Source organism: Labrys methylaminiphilus subsp. lupini (assembly GCF_051161885.1).
Taxonomy (GTDB): Bacteria; Pseudomonadota; Alphaproteobacteria; order Rhizobiales; family Labraceae; genus Labrys.
In genome coordinates, this window is the sequence record NZ_JBMDIH010000002.1 from 519,179 (window position 1) to 541,335 (window position 22,157).

Annotated in this window: 22 protein-coding genes and 1 pseudogene; 16 read left to right on the forward strand and 7 right to left on the reverse strand. The window is 62.9% G+C overall.

Going from position 1 to position 22,157, the window contains the following annotated elements:
• The first annotated feature begins 156 nt into the window (after window positions 1-156).
• From ACN6KF_RS28120 to ACN6KF_RS28175, 12 genes are all read left to right on the forward strand, one after another.
• Window positions 157-501: a transcriptional regulator domain-containing protein gene (locus ACN6KF_RS28120; protein ID WP_434960194.1), complete on the forward strand. Its 345-nt coding sequence runs from the start codon at window positions 157-159 to the stop codon at window positions 499-501.
• The gene (locus tag ACN6KF_RS28125) at window positions 488-925 is read left to right on the forward strand and encodes a DUF2285 domain-containing protein (RefSeq protein WP_434960195.1); all 438 of its coding nucleotides are present in this window, start codon (window positions 488-490) and stop codon (window positions 923-925) included. Before ACN6KF_RS28120 ends, ACN6KF_RS28125 begins: the two co-directional genes overlap by 14 nt.
• Window positions 926-1,066: 141 nt before the next feature.
• Window positions 1,067-1,342 carry a helix-turn-helix transcriptional regulator gene (locus tag ACN6KF_RS28130; protein WP_434960196.1) on the forward strand — a complete coding sequence of 92 codons (276 nt, stop codon included), beginning with the start codon at window positions 1,067-1,069 and terminating at the stop codon, window positions 1,340-1,342.
• Between the two features lie 14 nt (window positions 1,343-1,356).
• Window positions 1,357-2,241 carry a replication initiator protein A gene (locus tag ACN6KF_RS28135; RefSeq protein WP_434960197.1) on the forward strand — a complete coding sequence of 295 codons (885 nt, stop codon included), beginning with the start codon at window positions 1,357-1,359 and terminating at the stop codon, window positions 2,239-2,241.
• A 469-nt stretch (window positions 2,242-2,710) separates the two neighbouring features.
• On the forward strand, window positions 2,711-3,229 hold the full coding sequence (locus ACN6KF_RS28140; protein WP_434960198.1) for a DUF2840 domain-containing protein: 519 nt from the start codon (window positions 2,711-2,713) through the stop codon (window positions 3,227-3,229).
• A complete protein-coding gene (locus tag ACN6KF_RS28145; RefSeq protein ID WP_434960199.1) occupies window positions 3,226-3,771 on the forward strand; it encodes a S26 family signal peptidase in 546 nt (181 codons plus the stop codon). Before ACN6KF_RS28140 ends, ACN6KF_RS28145 begins: the two co-directional genes overlap by 4 nt.
• Window positions 3,772-3,838: 67 nt before the next feature.
• Window positions 3,839-4,174, forward strand: a complete 336-nt coding sequence (locus tag ACN6KF_RS28150) for a DUF736 domain-containing protein (protein ID WP_434960200.1) — start codon at window positions 3,839-3,841, stop codon at window positions 4,172-4,174.
• 24 nt (window positions 4,175-4,198) lie between these two features.
• Entirely contained in the window at window positions 4,199-4,951 is a 753-nt protein-coding gene (locus ACN6KF_RS28155; protein WP_434960201.1) for a lytic transglycosylase domain-containing protein, read from the forward strand.
• Window positions 4,952-5,198: 247 nt separating this feature from the next.
• Complete coding sequence (locus tag ACN6KF_RS28160; protein ID WP_434960202.1) at window positions 5,199-6,977, forward strand: relaxase/mobilization nuclease domain-containing protein; 1,779 nt, start codon at window positions 5,199-5,201, stop codon at window positions 6,975-6,977.
• Between the two features lie 41 nt (window positions 6,978-7,018).
• A complete protein-coding gene (locus ACN6KF_RS28165) occupies window positions 7,019-9,007 on the forward strand; it encodes a conjugal transfer protein TraG (protein WP_434960203.1) in 1,989 nt (662 codons plus the stop codon).
• A 3-nt stretch (window positions 9,008-9,010) separates the two neighbouring features.
• Window positions 9,011-9,454, forward strand: a complete 444-nt coding sequence (locus ACN6KF_RS28170) for a ribbon-helix-helix domain-containing protein (protein WP_434960204.1) — start codon at window positions 9,011-9,013, stop codon at window positions 9,452-9,454.
• Between the two features lie 353 nt (window positions 9,455-9,807).
• Window positions 9,808-10,572: an outer membrane protein gene (locus ACN6KF_RS28175; protein ID WP_434960205.1), complete on the forward strand. Its 765-nt coding sequence runs from the start codon at window positions 9,808-9,810 to the stop codon at window positions 10,570-10,572.
• Window positions 10,573-10,812: 240 nt separating this feature from the next.
• Here ACN6KF_RS28175 and ACN6KF_RS28180 read toward each other — a convergent pair.
• The 4 genes and pseudogenes from ACN6KF_RS28180 to ACN6KF_RS28195 form a co-directional block, all read right to left on the reverse strand.
• Window positions 10,813-11,481: pseudogene (locus ACN6KF_RS28180) on the reverse strand (IS6 family transposase).
• A gap of 109 nt (window positions 11,482-11,590) precedes the next feature.
• On the reverse strand, window positions 11,591-12,520 hold the full coding sequence (locus ACN6KF_RS28185) for a homocysteine S-methyltransferase family protein (RefSeq protein WP_434960206.1): 930 nt from the start codon (window positions 12,518-12,520) through the stop codon (window positions 11,591-11,593).
• A gap of 13 nt (window positions 12,521-12,533) precedes the next feature.
• Entirely contained in the window at window positions 12,534-13,379 is an 846-nt protein-coding gene (locus tag ACN6KF_RS28190) for an amino acid ABC transporter permease (RefSeq protein WP_434960207.1), read from the reverse strand.
• On the reverse strand, window positions 13,369-14,220 hold the full coding sequence (locus ACN6KF_RS28195; protein WP_434960208.1) for a transporter substrate-binding domain-containing protein: 852 nt from the start codon (window positions 14,218-14,220) through the stop codon (window positions 13,369-13,371). Before ACN6KF_RS28195 ends, ACN6KF_RS28190 begins: the two co-directional genes overlap by 11 nt.
• Before the next feature lie 414 nt (window positions 14,221-14,634).
• Here ACN6KF_RS28195 and ACN6KF_RS28200 point away from each other — a divergent pair, with 414 nt between their 5' ends.
• From ACN6KF_RS28200 to ACN6KF_RS28215, 4 genes are all read left to right on the forward strand, one after another.
• Window positions 14,635-15,453 (forward strand): MetQ/NlpA family ABC transporter substrate-binding protein, encoded by an 819-nt coding sequence (locus tag ACN6KF_RS28200; RefSeq protein WP_434960209.1) that lies wholly within the window; start codon window positions 14,635-14,637, stop codon window positions 15,451-15,453.
• A 73-nt stretch (window positions 15,454-15,526) separates the two neighbouring features.
• Window positions 15,527-16,513, forward strand: a complete 987-nt coding sequence (locus tag ACN6KF_RS28205; protein ID WP_434960210.1) for a methionine ABC transporter ATP-binding protein — start codon at window positions 15,527-15,529, stop codon at window positions 16,511-16,513.
• Window positions 16,510-17,178 (forward strand): methionine ABC transporter permease, encoded by a 669-nt coding sequence (locus tag ACN6KF_RS28210; RefSeq protein ID WP_068290361.1) that lies wholly within the window; start codon window positions 16,510-16,512, stop codon window positions 17,176-17,178. Before ACN6KF_RS28205 ends, ACN6KF_RS28210 begins: the two co-directional genes overlap by 4 nt.
• A gap of 180 nt (window positions 17,179-17,358) precedes the next feature.
• On the forward strand, window positions 17,359-18,399 hold the full coding sequence (locus tag ACN6KF_RS28215) for an isopenicillin N synthase family dioxygenase (protein WP_434960211.1): 1,041 nt from the start codon (window positions 17,359-17,361) through the stop codon (window positions 18,397-18,399).
• A gap of 198 nt (window positions 18,400-18,597) precedes the next feature.
• Here the strand turns inward: ACN6KF_RS28215 and ACN6KF_RS28220 are convergent, their stop codons facing one another.
• From ACN6KF_RS28220 to ACN6KF_RS28230, 3 genes are all read right to left on the reverse strand, one after another.
• Complete coding sequence (locus tag ACN6KF_RS28220; RefSeq protein WP_434960212.1) at window positions 18,598-19,980, reverse strand: LLM class flavin-dependent oxidoreductase; 1,383 nt, start codon at window positions 19,978-19,980, stop codon at window positions 18,598-18,600.
• 68 nt (window positions 19,981-20,048) lie between these two features.
• Window positions 20,049-21,101: a substrate-binding domain-containing protein gene (locus ACN6KF_RS28225; RefSeq protein ID WP_434960213.1), complete on the reverse strand. Its 1,053-nt coding sequence runs from the start codon at window positions 21,099-21,101 to the stop codon at window positions 20,049-20,051.
• Window positions 21,102-21,127: 26 nt separating this feature from the next.
• Complete coding sequence (locus ACN6KF_RS28230) at window positions 21,128-22,153, reverse strand: ABC transporter permease (protein ID WP_434960214.1); 1,026 nt, start codon at window positions 22,151-22,153, stop codon at window positions 21,128-21,130.
• Window positions 22,154-22,157: the final 4 nt, after the last annotated feature.

Genomic DNA, 22,157 nt, shown 5'->3' on the forward strand with positions numbered 1-22,157 from the left:
GGTCACGCTCTGTCCTTGCAGGGATGTCAGGCCACGCTCGGATTGCCGATAGCGTGATGCCGAAACGGCAACACCTGTTGCCCATTCTCGGACTACCCGGGGGCCGCCGATCCCGGAATCCTTCTCCTGCCCTGATAAGGGCAGATTGGGGGAGCGATGGGCCCAGATTCATCCCGGTGGCGCGCCGCCGCATATTACGATCATGTCAATGAGCTGACCGCGTCCGATCTCGCTTGGGAGTGGCTGCGCCGTAACGAGGCGTATCGCCAGGATTATGCTGCGTTTGCCACGACCGGCGCCGACCGCCATTCGCTTGGCAACCGGATCCGCGAACGCTGGAGGTTGCAATTTCCCGGCCGATCCTTCCCATGGCCGATCTTCTGTCTTCTGGTCGCCGCTCGAAGACACGAGCACGGTCCTTTTGGCGCCGACCCCGGATGGGCTGATCAATTCCAGCGATATTCGAGCACAGCTCACGGGACAGGTGATGCGAACCGATGAGCTGGGAACGCACCTCCTTTTTGAGCTCGGCGCGCAACGGCGCATCCAACTTCTCTGTCGCGGGCATAGCGAGCGGGGAGGGGCGCTGGCTGCCCTTGTGCCGCTCGGCCTCGAGGGCTTCGATCGCCTCGAAGCGCTCTATCGTTTCCTGGCCGCCTTGCATCGCCGGCGCGTACCGCCCGATAGCCGCCTGACACCCCAGCAACGGGCCCGGGCTCGCCGCATGCTGCAGGCCTGGGATGGTTCGCGCCACGGCGCCACCCAGCAGGATATCGCCCAGGTCGTGTTGCGCCAGGCGCCACTCGGCCGTGACGACTGGCAGGCCGCCTCGACCCGCTTTGTCGTCATGGCCTTGCTGCGTGAGGCCCGCGCCATGATCGCTGGCGGCTATCGCAAACTGCTTCGTCATCGCCGTAGATCCTAGCCGCATCCGCGTCGATGCCGGTGTGCGATTTTGGGTCCCCCTAAATTCGCACTGCATCTCGACGCTCTCACTTCGCCATCGTGGTCTCGTGTTCGCCGCTGGTCCTCAGTGGCGGCCCAAACGCCACGAAAGGCCCGTTCCATGCGATCAGATCCAACCGCCCTGCCGCCGAACTTCCTGCGCACCAAGCAAGCCGCCCAGTTCCTCAGCCTGTCCGCCCGCACGCTGGAAAAGCACCGAACCTACGGAACCGGTCCTGCCTACCGCAAGCTCGGCGGGCGTGTCGTCTATGCCATCGACGATCTTCTGGCCTGGACCGATCGGGGCGCCGTCACCTCGACCAGCGATCCGCGCGGATCGGTCCTGCCTGCCAAGCGGCATGCCTCGCCACTCCACGCCAGCCGTTTTCCCCGCTGAGCGGCAGCTCGTTCATGACGGCGCGGCGTCGACCTTCTTCGGAACGCGGGCAGCTCGACCTGTTCCAGTCCCGCCCCGGCGACATCGCGCCTCGACACGCGCAGGATCTCATGGCCTATCCCTTTTTTTCCCTCGCCAAATCGCATCGCGTCACGCCGATCGATTTCCGCGCCGGCGGCGTCTCGATCCGGGTCGAGGCCGTGCCTGAGCATGGGATGGCGACGATCTGGGACGCCGACATCCTGATTTGGGCAGCGAGCCAGATCGTCGAGGCGCGCGATGCCGGGCTGCGCACGTCGCGGCTCATGGCCGCTACGCCCTACGAGATCCTCAAATTCATCGGGCGTGGCACCTGCCTGCACGACTATCAGCGTCTCAAGGCCGCGCTCGATCGTCTCCAATCGACCACGGTGTGCACCTCGATCCGCCAGCCGGTGGAGGGCAGGCGACATCGCTTTTCCTGGATCAACGAATGGCAGGAGCGCACCGATCAGCGCGGGCGTCCCCTGGGTATCGAACTCATCCTGCCCGACTGGTTCTACCGCGCCATGCTCGACGATGCCTTCGTGCTCACCATCGACAGGGCTTATTTTGGACTGACTGGCGGGCTCGAGCGTTGGCTCTACCGTCTCGTGCGCAAGCATGGCGGCCGCCAGGAATATGGCTGGAGCTTCGATTTCTCACAGCTCCATCGCAAATCCGGCAGCCTCTCGTCCCTCAAGCATTTCGCTTACGATCTGCGCGACATCGTCCGCCGGCAGGCTTTGCCCGGCTATCGGCTGCGCTTGGACCACGGCGCGAGCGGTTCGCAAACCCTGTCCTTTACTCCTGTCGATCCCATGTCGCTCGCCCGGCCGCGCCGCCTGCGACCCGCTCTGGCCTCTGTGGATAAGCTGTGAATAGTCTCGTGCCATCAAGGACCCGACCTGACGTGCCATCGGGGACCCGATCCACGTGCTTTCGGGGACCGGAATCGTCGTTTCCTCTCGTGTCTTCAAAGGCTTACAGCGCTCGTAACTTATATAACTTAGATTCCTTCGGAATCTTTCTAACGGAACCGCGCTTCTGCAGGCCTGAGGATAACCTATCGGGTTCTCTCAAAGCGCAGACCCGCTTCCCTCTGATCGCGGCATCGCCCAAAGGCCGATCCTTTCTTCGTTCGGGGCTTGGGCTGCCTTCCCAGTCGCAGCACCAGCGCAGTCTTCGCTCGGCCTCGCCCGTGGCATCGATGTCGATGCGCCGAGCCATCACCTCGGCAGTGCGATCCGGGCACTATCGTTCAGCTGCGAAGCCGCGCTTTGCAGCCGTCGCCGACACGCGTTGTGTACTGCTCGCGTGCCCGTTCCCATCTCATCCAGGAGAACCAGCATGACCGGCGCAGCCTCTCGCGGCCTGCGCGGCGGCTCTCGGCCGGCCACACCGGAAGACGCTCTCACGCATGTCGAGCTGACCTGGATCGACAAGCGCATGGAGAACTGGATCCGCTTCGGCCATGCGGTGCAGGAGCAGGCAATCGACCGGCAGCTGCGCGTTCTCTCGTTCCGCCCCGGCAGTATCTTTGCCTTCCTGCGCTGGGCGTCCAACGACTATGGGACGATCCTGTCCCGCATCGACATCGTGCAGGCGGTCGAACAAGGCGAGGCCTTTCAGACGCTGCCCTTCGTGCGGCCGGGTGGCGACATCCTGCTCCGGATCGAGGGCTGGCCGAAGGTCGAGCAGGTGCTCCAGCATATCGATGCGATCGAAGCAATCGGCATCAATCCAGCCGAAGTTGCGCCCGATCACTGGCGGCACGTTCACAATCGGATGAGTGCCGGCTTGACGCCGCGGTCCTACACGCTGGGGCGCCATCACGCCTGGCTGAAGCGGCGGGAGATCGAACGATGATCCGCTTCGGTTACGCCGCCGCGACCACACTCATAGTGCTCGGGATCGGTATCGCATCGGCTGTGCCGACGCCGCTGAAGCTGGTCTGGAATGGCTCGGCCAGCACGCCGATCGGTTTGTATCGTATCGCAGCGGCGGACGCTCTCGTTGGTGAAGACCTGGTGGCAGTGCGGCTGCCCGAGCCCATTGCCCGCTTCATGGTCGAGCGCGGCTATGTCGGCGAAGGCGCACCGCTCCTCAAACATGTCGCAGCACGATCACGGCAGCTGGTGTGCCGCCGTGGCCGCAGCATCCGGGTCGATGGAGCGTGGATCGGCGACGCGCTTGATCGCGACCGGCAGGGTCGAGCTCTGCCGATCTGGCAAGGCTGTCATCGGCTATCCGACGGCGAGATCTTCGTCATGAACCGGAACGTCCGCGACAGCTTCGATGGCCGCTATTTCGGTGTGCTGCCGGCGAGCAGCGTGATCGGCCGGGCCATCCCCTCGTTCACCGACGAAGCCGGCGAGGGCCGGTTTCGATGGCATGCACCGACGCGCTGAACGCTCGCCGGCGCCCCACCTGCCGTCACTCTTCTCATCACCGAACCAGCATGACATGGAGCCAGACATGGCACAGATCGGACAGTTCACGCGCGAGAAGAAGGGGTTCTTCGGACGCATTCATACGCTCTTCCTCAATGCCGAGCTGGTCCTTCTTCCGGCTATATCTATCGAAGCCGACAACCCGTCCGATTATCGGCTGCATGTTGGTGGTGAGGACGGTCCCGAAATCGGTGCCGGATGGAAGCGATCGAGCGAAAGGGGTGGTGCGTTCATCTCCCTGCTCATCGACGATCCGGCCCTGCCGCATCCGATCCGCGCCAACCTCTTCCAGAACGGAATCGATAAAACCTCCTGGTCACTGCACTGGGACCGTCCGCGCGACCGCGTCGAGAGGGACTGAGCGATGCTGTCTCGCCGACTTTCGATGAGCCAACGAGCTGCACCTGGGCTGCGCCGCGTGGCGCAGCGTCAGGTCCTCCTTCTCCTTATCGGCCTGACTGTCACGACTGCGATATCGCTCACCACAAATGCCCAATCAGGCGCAGTCGAACGGCCGTCGCCTGGCGATCTTTATGCGAAACACGTCGGTGAGGCGGCGCTGCGTTTCGCCCTGCCAGCGTCCTGGATCCGAGCCGTCATGCGCGCCGAAAGCGACGGCGACATTGCCGCCGTCTCGCGCAAAGGTGCCCGCGGCTTGATGCAGATCATGCCGGCGACCTGGTTGGATTTGCGCGCTCGCTATCGCCTCGGTCTCAATCCTTTCGATCCACGTGACAACATCCTGGCGGGCGCCGCCTATCTGCGCGAGCTCTACGATCGCTATGGTTCGCCCGGCTTCCTCGCCGCTTACAATGCCGGTCCGGCCCGCTATGAGGCCTATCTCGCCGGACGTCCCTTGCCGGCCGAGACCCGCGCCTATGTCGCAATGCTTGCGCCGATCATCGGCGTCGACAATCGCTTGCGCCCTTTCGCTTTTGCGGCGGTCGATCCCAGGGCCTGGAAGCGCGCACCGCTCTTCATCGCCCAGTTGGGCGGCCAATCGGCCACCATGGGTCCGCCAGTCGATCGTCGCTCAAATGACAGTGCCGCTGCACTCGAAGCGCACAGCATTGCAGCCACCGCAACGCGTTCGGAGAGCCTGTTTGCCGCGCGCGCAGGTGGAAGGAGGGCGCCATGAGCGTGCCGGTGGGGTTTCGCGCTGTCTCGGGCTCTGGCGTGATTTGGAGGGAGCGCAGAGGGAAGCCAGGGGAGGCGACCGGGTTATGGCGAGATAAAAGCGCCTGCCCGGAATGCGCCAAGCCACTGACGTGGCTTGCTTTTTCCGGGGCGTGCCGGTCGGTCGCGGGCATGCCGCCCGGTTTTTTCCAATGTTTTCAACACGCCTGCATGCACAGCCCGCTGGCAATCCCGCCGGAAGCTTGGCCATGAGCCTGCGGGACAGTGATCTCCGCATCCGGCCTGGCCGTATCCGCAACACCCGTGCGCCCAAGGCCAAGAGCTTCATCAACAAGGTGCTGCGGGCCGCGCAGAGGGCCGGGCACGTCGCCGGCGCCGGATCGGCAAGGAAAGTCGGAGGCCGGCTCGGCCATTCCACCTTCGGGCGAGGGCGCACCGCCTTCGGCCGCTCACGTCTGTTCGCCCCCACGCGCCGTGTCGTGGTCAAGGCCCGCATCATCAGACACAAGGGCCGGGCCTTCCGCTCGGCGCCGGTCTCAGCGCACCTGTCCTACCTCAAACGCGAGGGCGTCAGCCGCGAGGGCGGCAAGGGCGTGATGTTCGACGCTAGCACCGATCGCGCCGATGACCTCGCCTTCGCCGAGCGCTGCCGGGACGATCGCCATGACTTCCGCTTCATCGTCTCGCCCGAGGATGCGGCCGAGATGAGCGACCTCAAGGCCTTCACCCGCGATCTCGTCCGGCAGATGGAGGCGGATCTCGGCACACGGCTGGACTGGGTGGCCGCCGATCACTGGAACACCGACAACCCGCATGTGCATCTCATCGTGCGTGGCGTCGACGACGCCGGCGCGGATCTGGTGATCGCACGCGACTATGTCAGCCGGGGCCTGCGCTCCCGCGCCGAGGATCTGGTTGCCCTCGAGCTCGGCCCCAAACCCGAGCATGAGATCCGCAATGCGCTCAAGAAGGAGATCTCGGCCGAACGCTGGACCCGCCTCGATACCGAGATCCAACGCGCTGCAGACGAGGTGGGCTATATAGACCTGCGCCCAGGCAGTACCGGTCTCGCCGATCCCGAACTGCGGCGCCTGATGATCGGCCGCCTCCAGCATGTCGAGAAGATGGGCCTCGCCGTTCAATCAAGTTCAGGCGAATGGCTGGTTGGGCTCGAGGCCGAGCGCACGCTGCGCGATCTCGGAGACCGCGGCGACATCATCAAGACCATGCATCGCGCCTTTGCCGAGCGGGGAGGGGAGCGCGCAGAGCGTGGCGTGACCGACTATGTCATCGATGATGTCGGCACTGGCTCGCGGATCGTCGGCCGTCTCGTCGACAGAGGCTTGCACGATGAACTGACCGGCGAGGCCTACGCCGTCATCGATGGCACCGATGGCCGGGCGCACCATATCCGCTTCCATGGCGTCAAAGCCTTCGAGCAGGCGCCACCCGATGGCGGTATCGTCGAGGTGCGCCGTTTCGGCGGCCCCGACGACCGGCGGCCGGTGCTGGTCCTCGCCTTGCGCTCCGATCTCGACCTTGCGGCGCAGGTTACGGCACCCGGCGCCACCTGGCTCGATCATCGCCTGGTCGAGCGCGAGGCCATGCCGCTGGCGTCGGCCGGCTTCGGCCAAGAGGTAAGGGAGGCCATGCTGGCGCGCGCCGAGCATCTGGCGGGTGAGGGGCTGGCGCAGCGGGACGGCGGACGCCTGGTGCTGCAGCGCAACCTCCTCTCGACCCTACGGCGCCGGGAGCTTGACGCTGTCGGCAATCAGCTTTCGGTAGAAACAGGCCTACCGCATGTGAAGGCGGAGGCCGGCGGCTCCATCGCCGGCACGCTTCGCCAGCGCCTCAACCTCTCGTCGGGCCGTTTTGCCGTGATCGACGACGGGCTTGGCTTCCAGCTGGTGCCCTGGTCGCGCGAGCTCGACCGCAAGCTTGGCCAGCACGTTGCCGGCGTTGCCAAGGAAAGTGGTGGCATCGAATGGAGCTTCGGCCGCAAGCGCGACCTTGGGCTCGGCCTTTGAGCTCCACAACCCCGATAACCACGAGCAGAAAGGACCATGCCATGTCCGCGACCCGGATCCTGTGGGGGCCGATCACCGTGGTCTTCCTCATCGTCCTCGCGACGATCTGGGCCGCGACCCAATATGTCGCCTGGCAACTCGGCTTCCAGAGCCAGCTGGGAATACCCTGGTTCAGTTTGCTGGGCTTGCCGGTCTATTATCCGCCGGCCTTCTTCTGGTGGTGGTATTTCTACGACGCTTACGCGCCGGGCATCTTCAACGAAGGCGCGTTCATCGCAGCTTCCGGCGGCTTCCTGTCGATCACGGTTGCCATCGCCATGTCGGTGTGGCGGGCACGCGAGGTGAAGAAGGTAGAGACCTATGGCTCGGCACGCTGGGCCGACAGGAAGGAGATCGCTGCCGCGGACCTGTTCGGTGCCGATGGCGTTGTTCTTGGCCGGCATGAGCGCTCCTATCTACGCCATGACGGGGCCGAACATGTGCTGTGCTTCGCTCCAACCCGTTCGGGCAAGGGCGTCGGCCTCGTCGTACCCACGCTGCTGACCTGGCCGGGTTCGGCCATCGTCCACGACATCAAGGGGGAGAACTGGCGGCTTACCGCCGGCTTCCGCGCCCGACATGGCCGCGTCCTCTTGTTCGATCCCACCAATCCGGATTCGGCTGCCTACAATCCCCTGCTGGAGGTGCGCCAAGGCGACTGGGAGGTGAGGGATGTCCAGAACGTCGCCGATGTGCTGGTCGATCCGGAAGGCTCGCTCGAGCGGCGCAATCATTGGGAGAAGACCAGTCACGCGCTCCTGGTCGGGGCGATCCTCCATGTTCTCTATGCCGAGAAGGACAAGACGCTTGCGGGCGTCGCCTCCTTCCTCTCCGACCCGCAACGCTCGATCGAGGCAACGTTGCTGGCGATGATGACGACCAGGCATCTGGGCGAAAGGGGCCCGCATCCCGTCGTCGCCTCGACCGCGCGCGAACTCCTCAACAAATCGGGCAATGAGCGTTCGGGCGTGCTTTCGACCGCCATGTCCTTTCTTGGCCTCTACCGCGATCCCGTCGTCGCGGCGGTGACCAGCCGCTGCGACTGGCGTATTGCCGACCTCACGGCTGACCGGCGTCCCGCCACGCTCTATCTGGTCGTGCCGCCCTCCGACATCTCGCGCACCAAGCCGCTCATCCGCCTCGTGCTCAACCAGATCGGCCGGCGCCTGACCGAGGATCTCGATGCCACCGGTGATCGCCATCGCCTGTTGATGATGCTGGACGAGTTCCCGGCGCTCGGCCGCCTCGATTTCTTCGAGTCAGCGCTCGCCTTCATGGCCGGCTATGGCATCAAGAGCTTTCTGATCGCCCAGAGCCTCAATCAGATCGAGAAGGCCTACGGGGCCAACAATTCGATCCTGGACAATTGTCATGTCCGGGTGAGCTTCGCCACCAATGACGAACGCACAGCCAAGCGTGTCTCGGACGCGCTCGGCACTGCCACCGAAATGAAGGCGATGAAGAACTATGCCGGCCATCGTCTGTCGCCCTGGCTCGGTCATCTCATGGTCTCGCGCTCGGAGACGGCCCGGCCTCTGCTCACACCGGGCGAGGTAATGCAGCTGCCGTCGGACGAGGAGATCGTCATGCTCGCCGGCACGCCGCCGATCCGGGCGCGGAAGGTGCGGTACTATGAGGACGAGCGTTTCCGTACGCGCCTGTTGGTGGCGCCGGATCCTCGCCGGTTCGAACGCACCAAGGGCGTCGATGCCTGGTCGCAGCGCGAGCCGCAGGTGCCCGACCCGATGCTGAGAGAGGTAGTTCTGACCAATCTGGACGAGGCCAATGCCGGGTTGCGTCGCGAGCCGGAACTGCAGGACCATGTCGCAATCGTCAAGGAAACGCAGGAGGAGAAGCCCGCGAAGGAGTTCATTGCCATGCTCGATGACGAGCCGGAATCCCTTGCTCGCCAGCGCCAGGCGTTGCGCCGGAAGACGGTGGGACTGGCCCGGCAGGTCTCGCTCGATCCCGATGACGGCATGGAGTTCTGAGTCATGCGCGACCGTCTCAATCTAAGTCTGCCCGCCGAGCTGATCGGCCGGATCAACGAGCTCGCCGAGCGCAAGCGCTTGACGCGTTCCGCCATCGTGGAGGCGGCGGTGGCCTCCTTCCTTTCGCCCGACAATGCCGATCTGCGGGAAGCGGCGTTCACGCGTCGCCTCGACCGGCTCACCCGCCAGACACAGCGCGTCGAACGCGACGTCGGCGTCACCGCCGAGACCTTGGCTCTGTTCGTTCGCTTCTGGTTGGCGATCACCCCGCCGTTGCCGGCCGAGGCGCAGGTCGCCGCCCAGGCCAAGGGGCGCGAACGCTTCGAGGGCTTTGTCGAGATCCTCGGCAAGCGGTTGCAGAAAGGGCAGAGTTTTCTGCGCGAGATCCCGGACGATGTTGGCGGTGATATCTCGCCTATGTTGGATGAAGCGGAGAATAATGAATGAACGCTCGATGTTGACACTGCATGCTGACCGCCCACAGGGCGGCTCCTGGCTTTCGCCATTCGTACCTCTCAATGGATGATTGAAGGAAATACACAGGCCGCGAACAGGATATTCATATTATCCGGGCGAAGTTTCTCTTGAGTCTTGCGAGATATATTAAAAATATAATGCTATATTTTGGTTTATTTAAGATTTTTACTAGAAATATTCTTATATCTTGGCACGCTTCCTTGCGAAAAGAGGCGCGTTCAAACAATCGTACAGATAAGTTTTTGAAAATGTTGCTAATTGGCAACAGATTTTATCCCACTTCGAAGATATTAATATTGAAATACCCCCTTAGGTTCATAGCCATGCGCAAGCTTCTCCTCGCCTCTTCAGCTCTTGTATGCCTCTCGGTTCCGGCTATGGCCGCTGATCTCGCTCCGGCGGCTGTCGAGCCGGTTGCACCGGTAGCGGCTCCCTTCTCTTGGACGGGATTTTATGTTGGCGCCAATGCCGGGTATGGCTGGAATAACGATGATGCGACCCTAGATGGCCTTGGTGGTCCCGCTTGGGATGATTACTATCCGGTCGCGCTCGGTAAGAAAGACTTGTCCGTAGACGGTTTTGTTGGCGGCGCTCAAGTCGGGTACAACTATCAAATCGGCCAGTTCGTTGTCGGCATCGAGGCCGACTTCAACTATTCCGATATGAAGGATAAATCCACGACGCGATCTCCCGCCGGATACTTCGACCCATTCACATATCGTCAGTCATCATCGATCAAATGGTTTGGAACCGTCCGCCCTCGTGTCGGATATGCGTTCGATCGCTTCCTGCCCTACGTCACCGGCGGTTTGGCGTACGGCAAAGTTGACGTCGCACATAGCGAACAGTTCACCTTCACCCACTACGGCGCTTCCACAAGCACGACGAAAGCCGGCTGGACGGTCGGTGCCGGCCTCGAATATGCGATCACCGATAATTGGACCGTCAAAGCCGAATATCTCTATTTCGACCTTGGCAAGGTGAAGAATATTGCGCAGCCTGCCCCGGCGAACCCACCGTTTTCTCAACGGTACTCTCAAGACGTCACCGGGCAATTGGTACGTCTCGGCGTCAACTACAAGTTCTGATCCCGCGTGGCTGAGCGCCTCCTGCCCAGCAGACGGCGGCACCTCCACCGGCGAACATAAATTTCACGAGACACCGACGGATTCGACCGCACACGACGTTGAAGGCAGTTAAGGGGGCGAACCGCCGCCCTCCTGTGTGTCCGATCATGGAGTGTTGCGTTGATCAGATCGATAGCCATATCTGCTGCCGGCGACGTCACGTTATCTGCCTATGAATGCAATGAGACTTTTGCGCCGATCTCAGCTGACGACAGTCACGGCCTTGCATTCCGCCATGGCCGCAGACGATGAAGGTGGATGGCGAGGGCAGAGCGGTTTGAGCTGGGCGGGACGAAGTGCTGCAGGCCACCCGGCGATCGGAAGCCCTGCATCGTCCGCTCCCTCTTTCGTAGTGGCACATGCGAATTCTCGGCACAATTGTTCAAACCCTTGTGCGATCGGTGCCCGACGTCCGGCATGACCTGCCTCCGTGCTGCGCCATAGGAACCCAGCTTGTCGGTGATCATCCGCTTCGGCGCGACGCCCTGCTTCTTCGACAGCCGCATCAACAATCGCTTGGCAGCCGTGGTGTTGCGGCGGTTCCGAACGATCTCGTCGAGCACATCTCCGTCCTGATCGACGGCCCGCCACAGCCGGCGCTTCCTGCCGGCTATACTGATGACGACTTCATCCAGGTGCCAGATATCGTTTCGGCTGGGCTGCTTGCGAGGCAAGCGACGGGTATAGTCGGGGGCCGAACTTCTTCGCCCAACGGCGGATCGTTTCGTAACAAACCACCATGCCCTGCTCCGGCAGCATTTCCTCGACCAGGCGCAGGCTGAGCCGAAACCGGAAATATAGCCAGAGCGCCCGTGCGATGATCTGTGGCGGGAAGCGATGGCGCCTATCGCTGACGGCGGGCATGTTCATGCCATCGCCTCTATCCCGAAAATCGCTGACGGGCGAGTTAAGGTGATAGCGCCCGCCGTGTGTGTCTCGGAGTAATTGAAGGCATGAGGCAAACGCCTAGCCGGCAAGATCAGTATGCAGCTTCCGGATGTTGGCGAAAACGATGGATGGCCTCGATATGCTCGGGGCCAATGCCGCAGCAACCGCCGACGATCGTCGCGCCGCGATCGACCCAGCGCTGCGTCCATTTGAGATAATTGTCGGGGGCGAGGTCGTCGCGGATCCGTGAGATGCCGGCATAAGGCGTATCGGAAGGAGGTTCGGGCAGAAAGGCGTTGGCATAGACGCCCAGGCCGATATCCTGCTTCCCGGAAGCATAAATGGCGGCGCTCGCCTCTTCGACGGCCTGCGTCATGGCCTCGGGTTGACTGCAGTTGAACAGGATGCTGGCCGCACCTTGTTCCAGTGTCCTTGCCACAGCCTGCCCGACGGCTTCACCCGAGCGCAGTTGCGGTGGCCCCTCGCGGCCATCCTCGTCGCGCAACGTATAGGACACCCAATAGGGAAGACCGGTCGGGCGCACGGCTTCGATGGCAGCAAAGGCCTCCGCCGTCGAGCTTTGCGTCTCGATCAGCCAGAAGTCGATATGAGGCGCAAGCCCCTCGACCAGCGCGCTCAGGATCGCGGGTGCGCGGCTGGGCTGGAAACGGCAAGGGCGATAGCTCTCGAAAAGCGGCGGCAAGGATCCGGCGACCCGAACCGGACGATGGGCCTGGTCGGCCACGGCGCGAGCCAGGTTGCCGGTGCGTGCGGCCAGGCTGGCGCCTTGTGCGGTGAAGCGCTCTTCACCGATCATGTGGGGCACGATGCCGTAGGAGTTGGTGGTGATGATATCGGCACCGCTCTCGACATAGAGACTGTGCGCCTTGGTAACGAAATGCGGCGCCTCGATCAGAGGCAGGGCCGACCATTCGGGCAGGCGAAATGGCGCGCCGAGGCGCTCCAGCAGTCGTCCCATGCCGCCATCGAGAATGGTAATACCTTCGATTTTACTGTTCATGTTGCGTTGACCTTCAAGGGCGGGCGGTTGCGCTGGCCCGGCCGAATTTCAGCTCCAGGCGATATTGGACAAGCTCCAATCCGATCGAAAGCAGCCAGTAGATCGCCGCTGCTGCCGTCAGCATCTCCATATAGTGGAAGGTCGAGCGCCCATAGGATTGGGCCAGGAAGTTCAACTCCCACAGGCCCATGAGCGAGACCAGCGAGGAATCCTTCAGCATGGAGACGAACTGCGTTCCCGCTGGCGGTATGATGATGCGCATGGCCTGTGGCGCGACGATCTTGATGCCGATTTGCCAGCGTCGAAGGCCCAGTGCCATGGCCGCCTCGGTCTGTCCGCGCGGGATCGCTGCGATCCCCGAGCGGATGATCTCGGCAAGATAGGCGCCATAGTTCAGCGCCAGGGCCATGACGCCCGAGGTCAGCGCCGACAGCACGATGCCGAGTTGCGGCAGCGCCAGATAGATGATCAGGACCTGCACGAGCAGGGGCGTGCCGCGAAAAAGCGAGGCGTAGAAAGTCGCCGCCGCGAAGGCGAGGGGATTTGTGGAGAGGCGGCCAAGCGCCGCCAGGATGGCGACGATCAGCGCTAGCACCATTGAGATGGCGGTGATGAAGACGGTGAGGGCGGCACCTTGAAGAAAGCCGTCGGCAGTCAGCCTGAGGCCGAGCAGGAAGGGCAGCTTCTGCCGGATCAGCGCAAGATCCAATCCCAGCGCGAAAAAGCCGCACGCCAGAATGGCCAGCATGCAGGCCCAGGCCAGCCAGACCTTTTGCCGGAACCCAAGGCGGCCTATCCCGGGAACGGACACGGGCCGAATGCGCCGGCCGGCTTCGGCCGTCGCTTCTTCAATCGACATCTTTGGTTATGTCCGCGCCGAACCACTTGTTGGAAATCCTGGCCAGCGTGCCGTCTGTCTTCAGTTCGCCGAACACGCGCTTGACCTCGGCATTCCACTCCGGGTCGCCCTTGTCGGTCACGACTGCGTTGGGCTCGGCGAACAGCGGGTCGCCGACGATTTTCAGCTTCTTGGTGGTCTCGATGCCACCCCTGGCCGTTGCCAGCGAGGCGACGATGGCGTCGAGGCGAACCCCCGGGCCGAGGGCCAGGTTCTGAAAATTCACGGTTTCATCGCCCGGAACGGCAAGTGCATCCTTGAAAGGAAAGGCGATCGCCTTGTGCCCGGGAATGGCGAAGTTACGATTGACATAGGCTTCATAGGACGAGCCGGTGCCAACGCCGACCTTCTTGCCGGAGATTTCGGCGACCGACCGAATGGTCTTCTCGTCCTGGTGTACCACCAGCACGGCTGGCGCGCTGTAGTAGATGACGGGGAAGTCGACGACCTTGGCCCTTTCCTCGGTCGGCGTGGCCGATGAGATCGCCACGTCCCAGCGCCCGGACCACTTGCCGCTGATGATGGCTTCCCAGCCCGGTGTCTCCAGCTTGAGCTTGGCGCCGAGCTTGTCGGCAAAGGCGCGGGCGACATCGACGTCAAAGCCGTCGAGTTCGTTCTGGGCATTGATGAATCCGAAGGGCGGATAATCGTTGACCAGGACGTCGACGACCTGTCCGGATTTCCTGACGCGATCCAGGGTCTCTCCGGCCCAGGTCGGCAGGGTCCAGCAGGCCGCCAGGGCCAGGGCGATTGCAGGCACGCCCAGCCGGGCCTTGCCGTGGTTCTCGGGAAGCAATGTCATTGTCCTTCGGCTCTCTTGCCAGAGCGCTGCATGGCGACCGGCTTGTGATTGAGGCTCCCTCTTCCCATGAAGAATTTTATTTGTCTATTAATTTAATAGATTTTATATACAAAAGACCGGCGCGTCCCGACTCGACTGCCGCACCCCCGGGAAGGCGTGCATTCGCAGCGCGGTGCATGTCGCCTCACGCCATTATACTTGCCTGTCTCGATGCTCATTCATCCCGCCCTATTCCGGATCTTCCGCGCGCCTTTGGTCGGCCATCCGCCTGGGACACGAATATCGGCGGAACTCGTGACGCGGGCAGGCCTCACATGGCTTTGCTCACGGCAAACTTCTCGCACCCCTTTGGGGCCGCAGAGGTTGAAATTGCTCGTTTCCACTAAACCCAACCAGCAAAAGGAATGGTCTTCAATGCTCCGTATCTTGACGACGCGCCTTGCAAGGATCGCAGCGATCGCGATCATGCCCGTGGCGCTGAGCTTGTCCGCATTCGCCGCCGACGCCCCTCTTCGTATCGCGGCTGATCCTGTCCCCCATACGGAGATACTGGCGTTCGTCCAGAAGCTGGCGCCCGATTTCCAGTTCAAGGTCGTCGAGTTGAGCCAAGGCGTGAACCCGAACGAATTGCTTGCCAGTGGCGACGTCGATGCCAATTATTTTCAGCACGTTCCCTATCTGCGGTCGCAGGAACAGGCGCTGGGCCAGAAATTCGCAGTTGCCGCGACGGTTCACATCGAGCCGCTCGGGGTTTATTCCCGCAGGCACAAGAGCTTCGATGCGGTACCGGACGGTGCTTCGGTGGCCGTGCCCAACAACGCCACCAATCTCAGCCGGGCACTCTATCTGCTGCAGGCCCAGGGGCTGATCAAGCTGAAAGCAGGCTTCGATGCGCCCGACAAGCAGGCCGCCACGCCGAAGGACATCGCCGACAATCCAAAGCACCTCAAGATACTCGAAATCGAGGCGGCGCAGTTGCCTCGTTCGCTGGATGACGTTGACCTTGCCGTGATCAACGGCAACTATGCCCTGGAGGCTGGCCTCAGTCCGGCCAAAGACTCTCTCGGGCTGGAAAAGGCAGATGGCAATCCCTACGCCAATGTTCTGGTCACCACCCCAAAGCTTGCCGATGATCCCAGGATTGCTCGCTTGTCCAAGCTGCTGACCTCGCCGGAAGTCGCCAAGTTCATCCGCGAGCACTACCAGGGCTCCGTCATTCCCGTGAACAATTGACACGGTCTGGCCAAATTGGGCCGAGGCCCTGCCGGATCGCGGCGGGGCTTTGCCGTGGCGATCGGAAACCATCATGATCCGCATTGAGAAGCTGCGTAAGGTCTATGCGCAGGGTAGCCGCGAGTTTGTGGCGCTCGACGACGTCACGCTCGATATTCCAAAGGGAGCGGTCTTCGGCGTGCTTGGGCGCAGCGGGGCTGGCAAGAGCACGTTGATCCGATGCCTGAATCTGCTCGAACGGCCGACCGTCGGCCGCATCATCGTTGGCGGCCACGACCTGACCGCCTTGCCGCCGAGCGAATTGCGGCGACAGCGCCGGCGCATCGGCACGATCTTCCAGCACTTTCATTTGCTGCACTCGCGCAACGTTGCCGACAATGTCGCGGTGCCGCTGGAAATTCTCGGGATCAAGCGCGAGGCTCGTCGACGCAGGGTCGAGGAACTTCTCGATCTGGTCGGTTTGGCGGAGAAGGCCCGGGCATTCCCGTCCCAGCTTTCCGGAGGGCAGAAGCAGCGCGTCGGGATCGCGCGGGCCTTGGCCGCCGAGCCGGATGTCCTGCTGTCCGATGAGGCGACAAGCGCCCTGGATGCCGAAACCACGGGGTCCATCCTGAACCTGCTGCGAGACGTCAATGCAAGGCTTGGCGTCACCATCGTGCTGATTACCCATGAGCTCGGTGTCGTGAAGGCCATCTGCGATTCCGCTGCGCTGCTGAATGCGGGGCGGGTCGTCGAGGCAGGCCCGCTCACCACGCTCGTCGCCGATCCCGCGTCATTGCTCGGCCGCGCTCTGCTGCCGGATTGCGCATGGGGCGACAGGAGCGGTGAAGCCATGGCCGAGCTGACCTTCGTCGACGCGGTCGAGGCCTCGCCGGTGCTCAGCACCCTGGCTCAGCAGCATTCCATCGGCGTGACCTTGCTGGGGGGCGGAGTCGAAACCATCGCGGGACAACGCGTAGGCCGCCTGCGGGTCGGCTTCCGCAGCCCCGAAGGAGGGCTCGATCTTGCGGGCGTCCTCGACTTCCTCAATGACCGCGGCGTTCGGGCGGAGCTGATATGACACCCCAGAGCTGGACTGAACTCTTGGTGCTCGTGGTGAATGCGACCGGTGAAACCCTCTATATGGTCGCGTTGTCCGCTCTGGTGACCATAGCCGTCGGGCTACCACTCGGCGTGTTGCTGTTCGTGACCCGGCAGGGTGGGCTGGTCGTCGCGCCCTGGCTCAGCAGCTTGATCGGGCTCGTGGTCAATGTCGGGCGCTCGCTACCTTTCGTCATTTTGCTGATCGCCCTGATACCGCTGACCCGGCTGATCGTCGGCACCAGCCTGGGCAGCACGGCGGCGGTCGTGCCGCTGACCATTGGCGCCGTTCCGTTCTTCGCCCGTATCGTCGAAGCGGCGCTGGCGGAGGTGGAGAAGGGCAGGATCGAGGCCGTGCTCGCGATGGGCGGCACCTTGCGGCATGTGATCGAGAAAGTCCTCCTGCCGGAAGCGCTGCCGGCAATCCTGGCAGGGGTGACCCTGACCGTGGTCATGCTGGTGGGTTTTTCGGCCATGGCCGGCGTCGTCGGCGGAGGCGGGCTTGGCGACCTCGCCATCCGCTACGGCTACCAACGTTTCAACAACCAGGTGATGTTTGCCACCATCGTCGTGCTCGTCGTTCTGGTGCAGTTGCTCCAGACGCTCGGCGACCGTCTGGTCCGGGCCCTTGAACATCGCCGCTGACCGCATCATCGAAACCGCTCCGGCCGAGAACAGGACAATGTCGCCGTTGTCGTTCCCGGGTGGTCATTCTGTCCCCCTAGCGTTCAATCCCGCCCATCGCCGACGTGACGATCCGCTCAACGACGACTATCGTGCCGGCCACCGCCACGACGACCAGACCTGCCTTCCAGGAGCTATGACATGACGACCCGCCCTCAAGCGGCCCATTTGCCGACAGTCGATTTCTCGCGCTTTTACGGTGCTCCGGCCGAACGGGAAGCCTTCATCAAGGAATTGACCAGCGTTCTGCATGACCATGGCTTCTTCTACATGACCGGCCATGGCGTGCCCCAGAGCCTGATCGATGATGTGCTCGCTGCCTCAAAGCGTTTCTTCGCACTGCCTGAGGAGGAGAAGCTGAAGATCGAGATGGTGAGGTCTCCGCATTTCCGCGGCTATAACCGGGCCGGCTACGAGCGCACGCGCGGTGAACAGGACTGGCGCGAGCAGCTCGACATCAACACCGAAGGCGAGCCTGTCGAGGCGGGGCCCGACACGCCGTGGAACCGGCTTTATGGTCCGAACCAATGGCCGGAAGCACTGCCGGAGCTGAAGCCGCTGCTCTTGCGCTATCAGGCGGAGGTCACGCGCATCGGCATCGACGTGCTGAAGGCGATGGCGCTTGCGCTCGGCCAACCTGAGAACGCCTTTGCCGAGATCTATGAACCCTCGCCCTCGCAGCTTCTCAAGATCATCCGTTACCCCGGCCGCGAGGCCGCCGGCAGCGACCAGGGGGTCGGCGCGCACAAGGATGGCGGCTTCGTCACCGTGTTGCTGCAGGATACGACGCCGGGCCTGCGCATTCGCACCGAAGAAGGCGTGTGGATCGATGCTCCGCCCGTAGCCGGCACCTTCGTCATCAACAGCGGTGAACTTCTGGAAATGGCGACGAACGGCTTCGTGCGCGCCGACGTTCACGACGTCGTGACGCCGCCGCGCGGCACGGAGCGCTTTTCGGTCGCCTTCTTCCTCGGTGCCCGCTATCACGCCAGGATACCGGTTATCCCGCTGCCCGAAGAGCTCAAGCGCAGCGAGCGCGGCGTAACGGTCGACCCACTCAATCCCATCTTCCGGGAGGTGGGCATCAACCATCTCAAAAGCCGCCTGCGCTCCCATCCGGACGTTGCCGCCAAGCATCATCCCGACCTGCTCCACCTCCTGGAAAAGACGGGAACTGCGTGACCCGCCGGCCTTCCGTGCAGGACTGCCCTTGGGGTTCCGCATGTTCCTCCTGGTCGGCTGGGGCCTGAGGGAGGTGATCGCGGGCCCCCGACCGCTCATCGCCGGCGTGGCTGCCGCCGGCTGGTGATGACGCGGCTGGCCGGGCAGATGGCCTTCATCGCGACAAATGCGTGGATGTCGGGGCCGTGTGATCAGTGTTCATGTCGTGGATGGCTGGTGGCGGAAGCCCGCAGCCGGATGTGGTTGCTCCAGGCGTGCATGCCCTCGGCCGAACAGTTTTTCACGGAAGGTTCCTTCGGCATATTCCTGCTTGAACACACCGCGCCGCTGAAGCTCCGGTACGACCAGATCGACGAAATCGACAAAGGTCTCCGGCATGACCGCATAGGAGATATTGAAGCCGTCGACGCCGGTGTCGCGGACCCATTCCTGCAGATTGTCGGCGATGGTTTCGGGGGTGCCGACGAGCGTGGTGGTTGAGCCGCCGACGATGGTGCTTTGCGCCAGATCGCGCGCTGTCCAAACGCGTTTGTCGGGATTGTCCACCGTCAGGGCCTCGATGGCGGACCGGATGGCGTCGTTCTCGACATATTCCAACGGTCGGTCGAGGCCATGGGCCGCCAAATCAATCCCGAGCCAGCCTGACAGCAGTGCCAGCGCACCCTCGAGGCTGCCATATTTGAGATACTCGTCATATTTCGCGCGGGCGGCGGCCTCGGTCTTGGCCACGATTATATTGAGTTCGACGAAGGCCTTCACGCAGGACGGGCGTCTGCCAGCAGCAGCGGCGCGCCGGCGAATGTCGGTCACGCGAGAGGCGACGAGAGCCTTGGAACGTCCGTTCAGAAAAACGCACTCGGCGTGCCTGGCCGCAAAATCGCGTCCCTTGCTTGAAGACCCGGCCTGAAAAAGCAGGGGTGTGCGTTGAGGGGAGGGCTCGCTGAGATGAACGGCATTGAGCTGATAATAGGGCCCCTTGTGCCGGGCGGGCCGGACATGGCTCGGGTCGGCATAGATGCCTCGCGCCACATCCTTGACGACGGCGTCGTCGTCCCAGGATCCTTCCCACAGCTTGTAGACGGCATCCATGTAGTCCTGGGCAACGTCATAGCGGATGTCATGCGAGACCTGTCGCTCCTGGCCGGCGCCTCGGGCGGCGCTGTCGAGATAGCCGGTCACGATGTTCCAGCCGATGCGGCCGCGGGTAAGGTGATCGAGCGTCGACATGCGGCGGGCGAACGTATAGGGCGGTTCGAAAGACAGGATGGCGGTCGCGGCAAAACAAAGATGTCTGGTGACGGCGGCCATCGCCGGGATGACCAGAAGCGCATCGTTGACCGGAACTTGCGTTGCGTTTCGCAGCGCTGCTTCGGGGCTTCCCCCATAGACGTCGTAGAGGCCCAGCACGTCGGCGAGAAACAGCCCGTCGATCAGGCCTCCTTCGAGCAGTTTGGCCAGATCGGTCCAATATTCCAATGTGTTGTAATGTGTCGAGCGGTCGTGCGGGTGCGTCCAGAGCCCGGGCGAGAGATGCCCGGGGCAGTTCATTGCGAACGCATTGATGTGAATTTCCGAGTTCATCGATCCTCACCTCGCGGATCATCGGCCGTGCCGGTTGGCGAGCCGATGATCCCAGCTTCCAGCAGGTTTCAGTTGGCCTTGGGGATCCATGGCGCGGAGGCGACGTCGCGCGCCAGAAATGCCGGCAGCTTTCCCACAAGGTCCTCTTCGTTTTTGATGTCGTTGTCGTGCAGCAACTGGCGGGTGATCAAGGTCGGAGAGCCGTAGATTTTCTTTGTGTCGAGCTTGCCGGCAATCGACAAAGCGAGGGCCCGGACCTGCACTTCTCCCAACCCTCCCGCACTCGTGGCGGCGGTTGCCACCCAGGGACCGGCGGGATCTCGGATGGCCTGGATATCGGAGGTGGAGACATCCACGCTGTAGATCTTGATCTTGTCGGAAAGTCCGGCCTCGGCAACGGCGAGGGCGGCACCCCGGGCAAACTCGTCATAGGGCGCTATGATGACGGTGATGTCCGGATTGGCACGCAGAACCGCGGCGGTCTGGTTGGCCACCGAGGCAGCCGTCGTATCATCGACCGTGCCCCATTGCGCGACCTGCTGCACGCCGGGATGCTTGGCCTTGAAGGCGGACCAGGCCTTGTCTCTACGATCGAGGGCGGGGAAACCTTCGACGTAGATGTAGCCGGCCTTGAAATTCTCCCCATTGTCTTTGAGCACCTGCTCGAGGACGAGATTGAGCTGGCGATCTTCATCCTGGTCGACGATCACGACCTCAGGTTCGGTCAGATAGATGTTGCCCGCCACGATCTTGATGCCGTTGGCGAGAGCCTCCTTGACGACATCGTCGACGGCCTCGGCCTTTCCGCCGCTGACGATGATGCCTTGCACACCCAAGGCGACGGCCTGACGGATTTGTTCACGTTGCTCGTCGGGTTTCTGGCGGCCGGGAAATATCCGCAAGTCGATGCCCAGGGCCTTGGCCTGCCGGATGGCGCCGGCTTCGGCCGCCTCGAAATAATCACCACCCGACAGATAGGCCACGAGCGCAATTTTGACGCCGCCCTTGTCGAAAGGTGCGGGGGCGCCTGCCAGGCCATCCGCACATGCGGTCGATGCGGTAACAAGAACGCTCGTTGCAAGCGCAAGGCCTGCTGCGCGCAAGGCGCGGCGTAGCATCATCTTCGTCTCTCCTTGAATGATGTATCTCAGCTCGGCCGCCTGGTCAGGCCGAAGGTAACGGTCAAAGCACCGATGAGGACCGCACCTTTGATGAAGTCCTGCAGGTAGTAGGGCGCATTCAGCATCGTCAGGCCGTTGAGCAGGACGCCCACGAAGACGGCGCCGATGATGGTGCCGAAAATATTGGGGCGATTCACCCCCAGAACCGCATAGCCGATCAGCGCCGCCGCGACGGCGTCGAGCATGAGGCCGTTGCCGGCACTGACGTCGCCACGCCCGATCCGGCCGGCAAGCAGGACGCCGCCAACGGATGCAATCGAGGAAGAAAGGACATAGGCCAGGACGCGGTAGAGCCTGGTCGGGGCGCCCGCCAGGCGTGCGGCAATTTCGCTCCCCCCGACGGCATAGAAGACGCGCCCGTACCGTGTCCGCTCCATCACGAACCACATGAGCAATGCGACGATCCCCAGGACGACGACGGGAAGGGGGACGATCCCCTCAATTCTGTAGCGTCCAAGTGCAAGGAAGCTATCGGGAAAAACGCCGGGTGCCCGCGTGCCGTCGAGCAGCGTCATGCCCGGCGCGATCGAACGCCCGCCGGTGGGAATGAGCTGCAGGCCGGCGAGCAGGAACAATGTGCCTAGCGTCGCCAGCAAGTCGGGAATGCGAATGACCACGATGAGCAGGGCGTTGAACAGGCCGACGAGGACGCCGATGAGCAGGCATCCGGCAACAGCAACTTCGCTCGAACCGTTCAGCACGATGAGAATATAGGCAGCCGCCATCTGCGAGAACGCCGCAAGTCCGCCGACCGAGACATCGAAACCGCCGACGATCGTGGAGATGGTGACGCCGACGCCGAGCAGGGCAACGATTGCGACGGCCTGCAGGATGCTGAAAAGGTTGGCGACTCTGATGAAGGCAGGCTCCCGCACCGCGAAGATCACGACCATCGCGGCGAGGAGCAGGAATATTCCCCATCGCACAGCAATGTCGCGAACCGAGAGGCTTTGGGAACGAACCGCGGGGGCAAGGGATGAGGTTGATGACATGAAG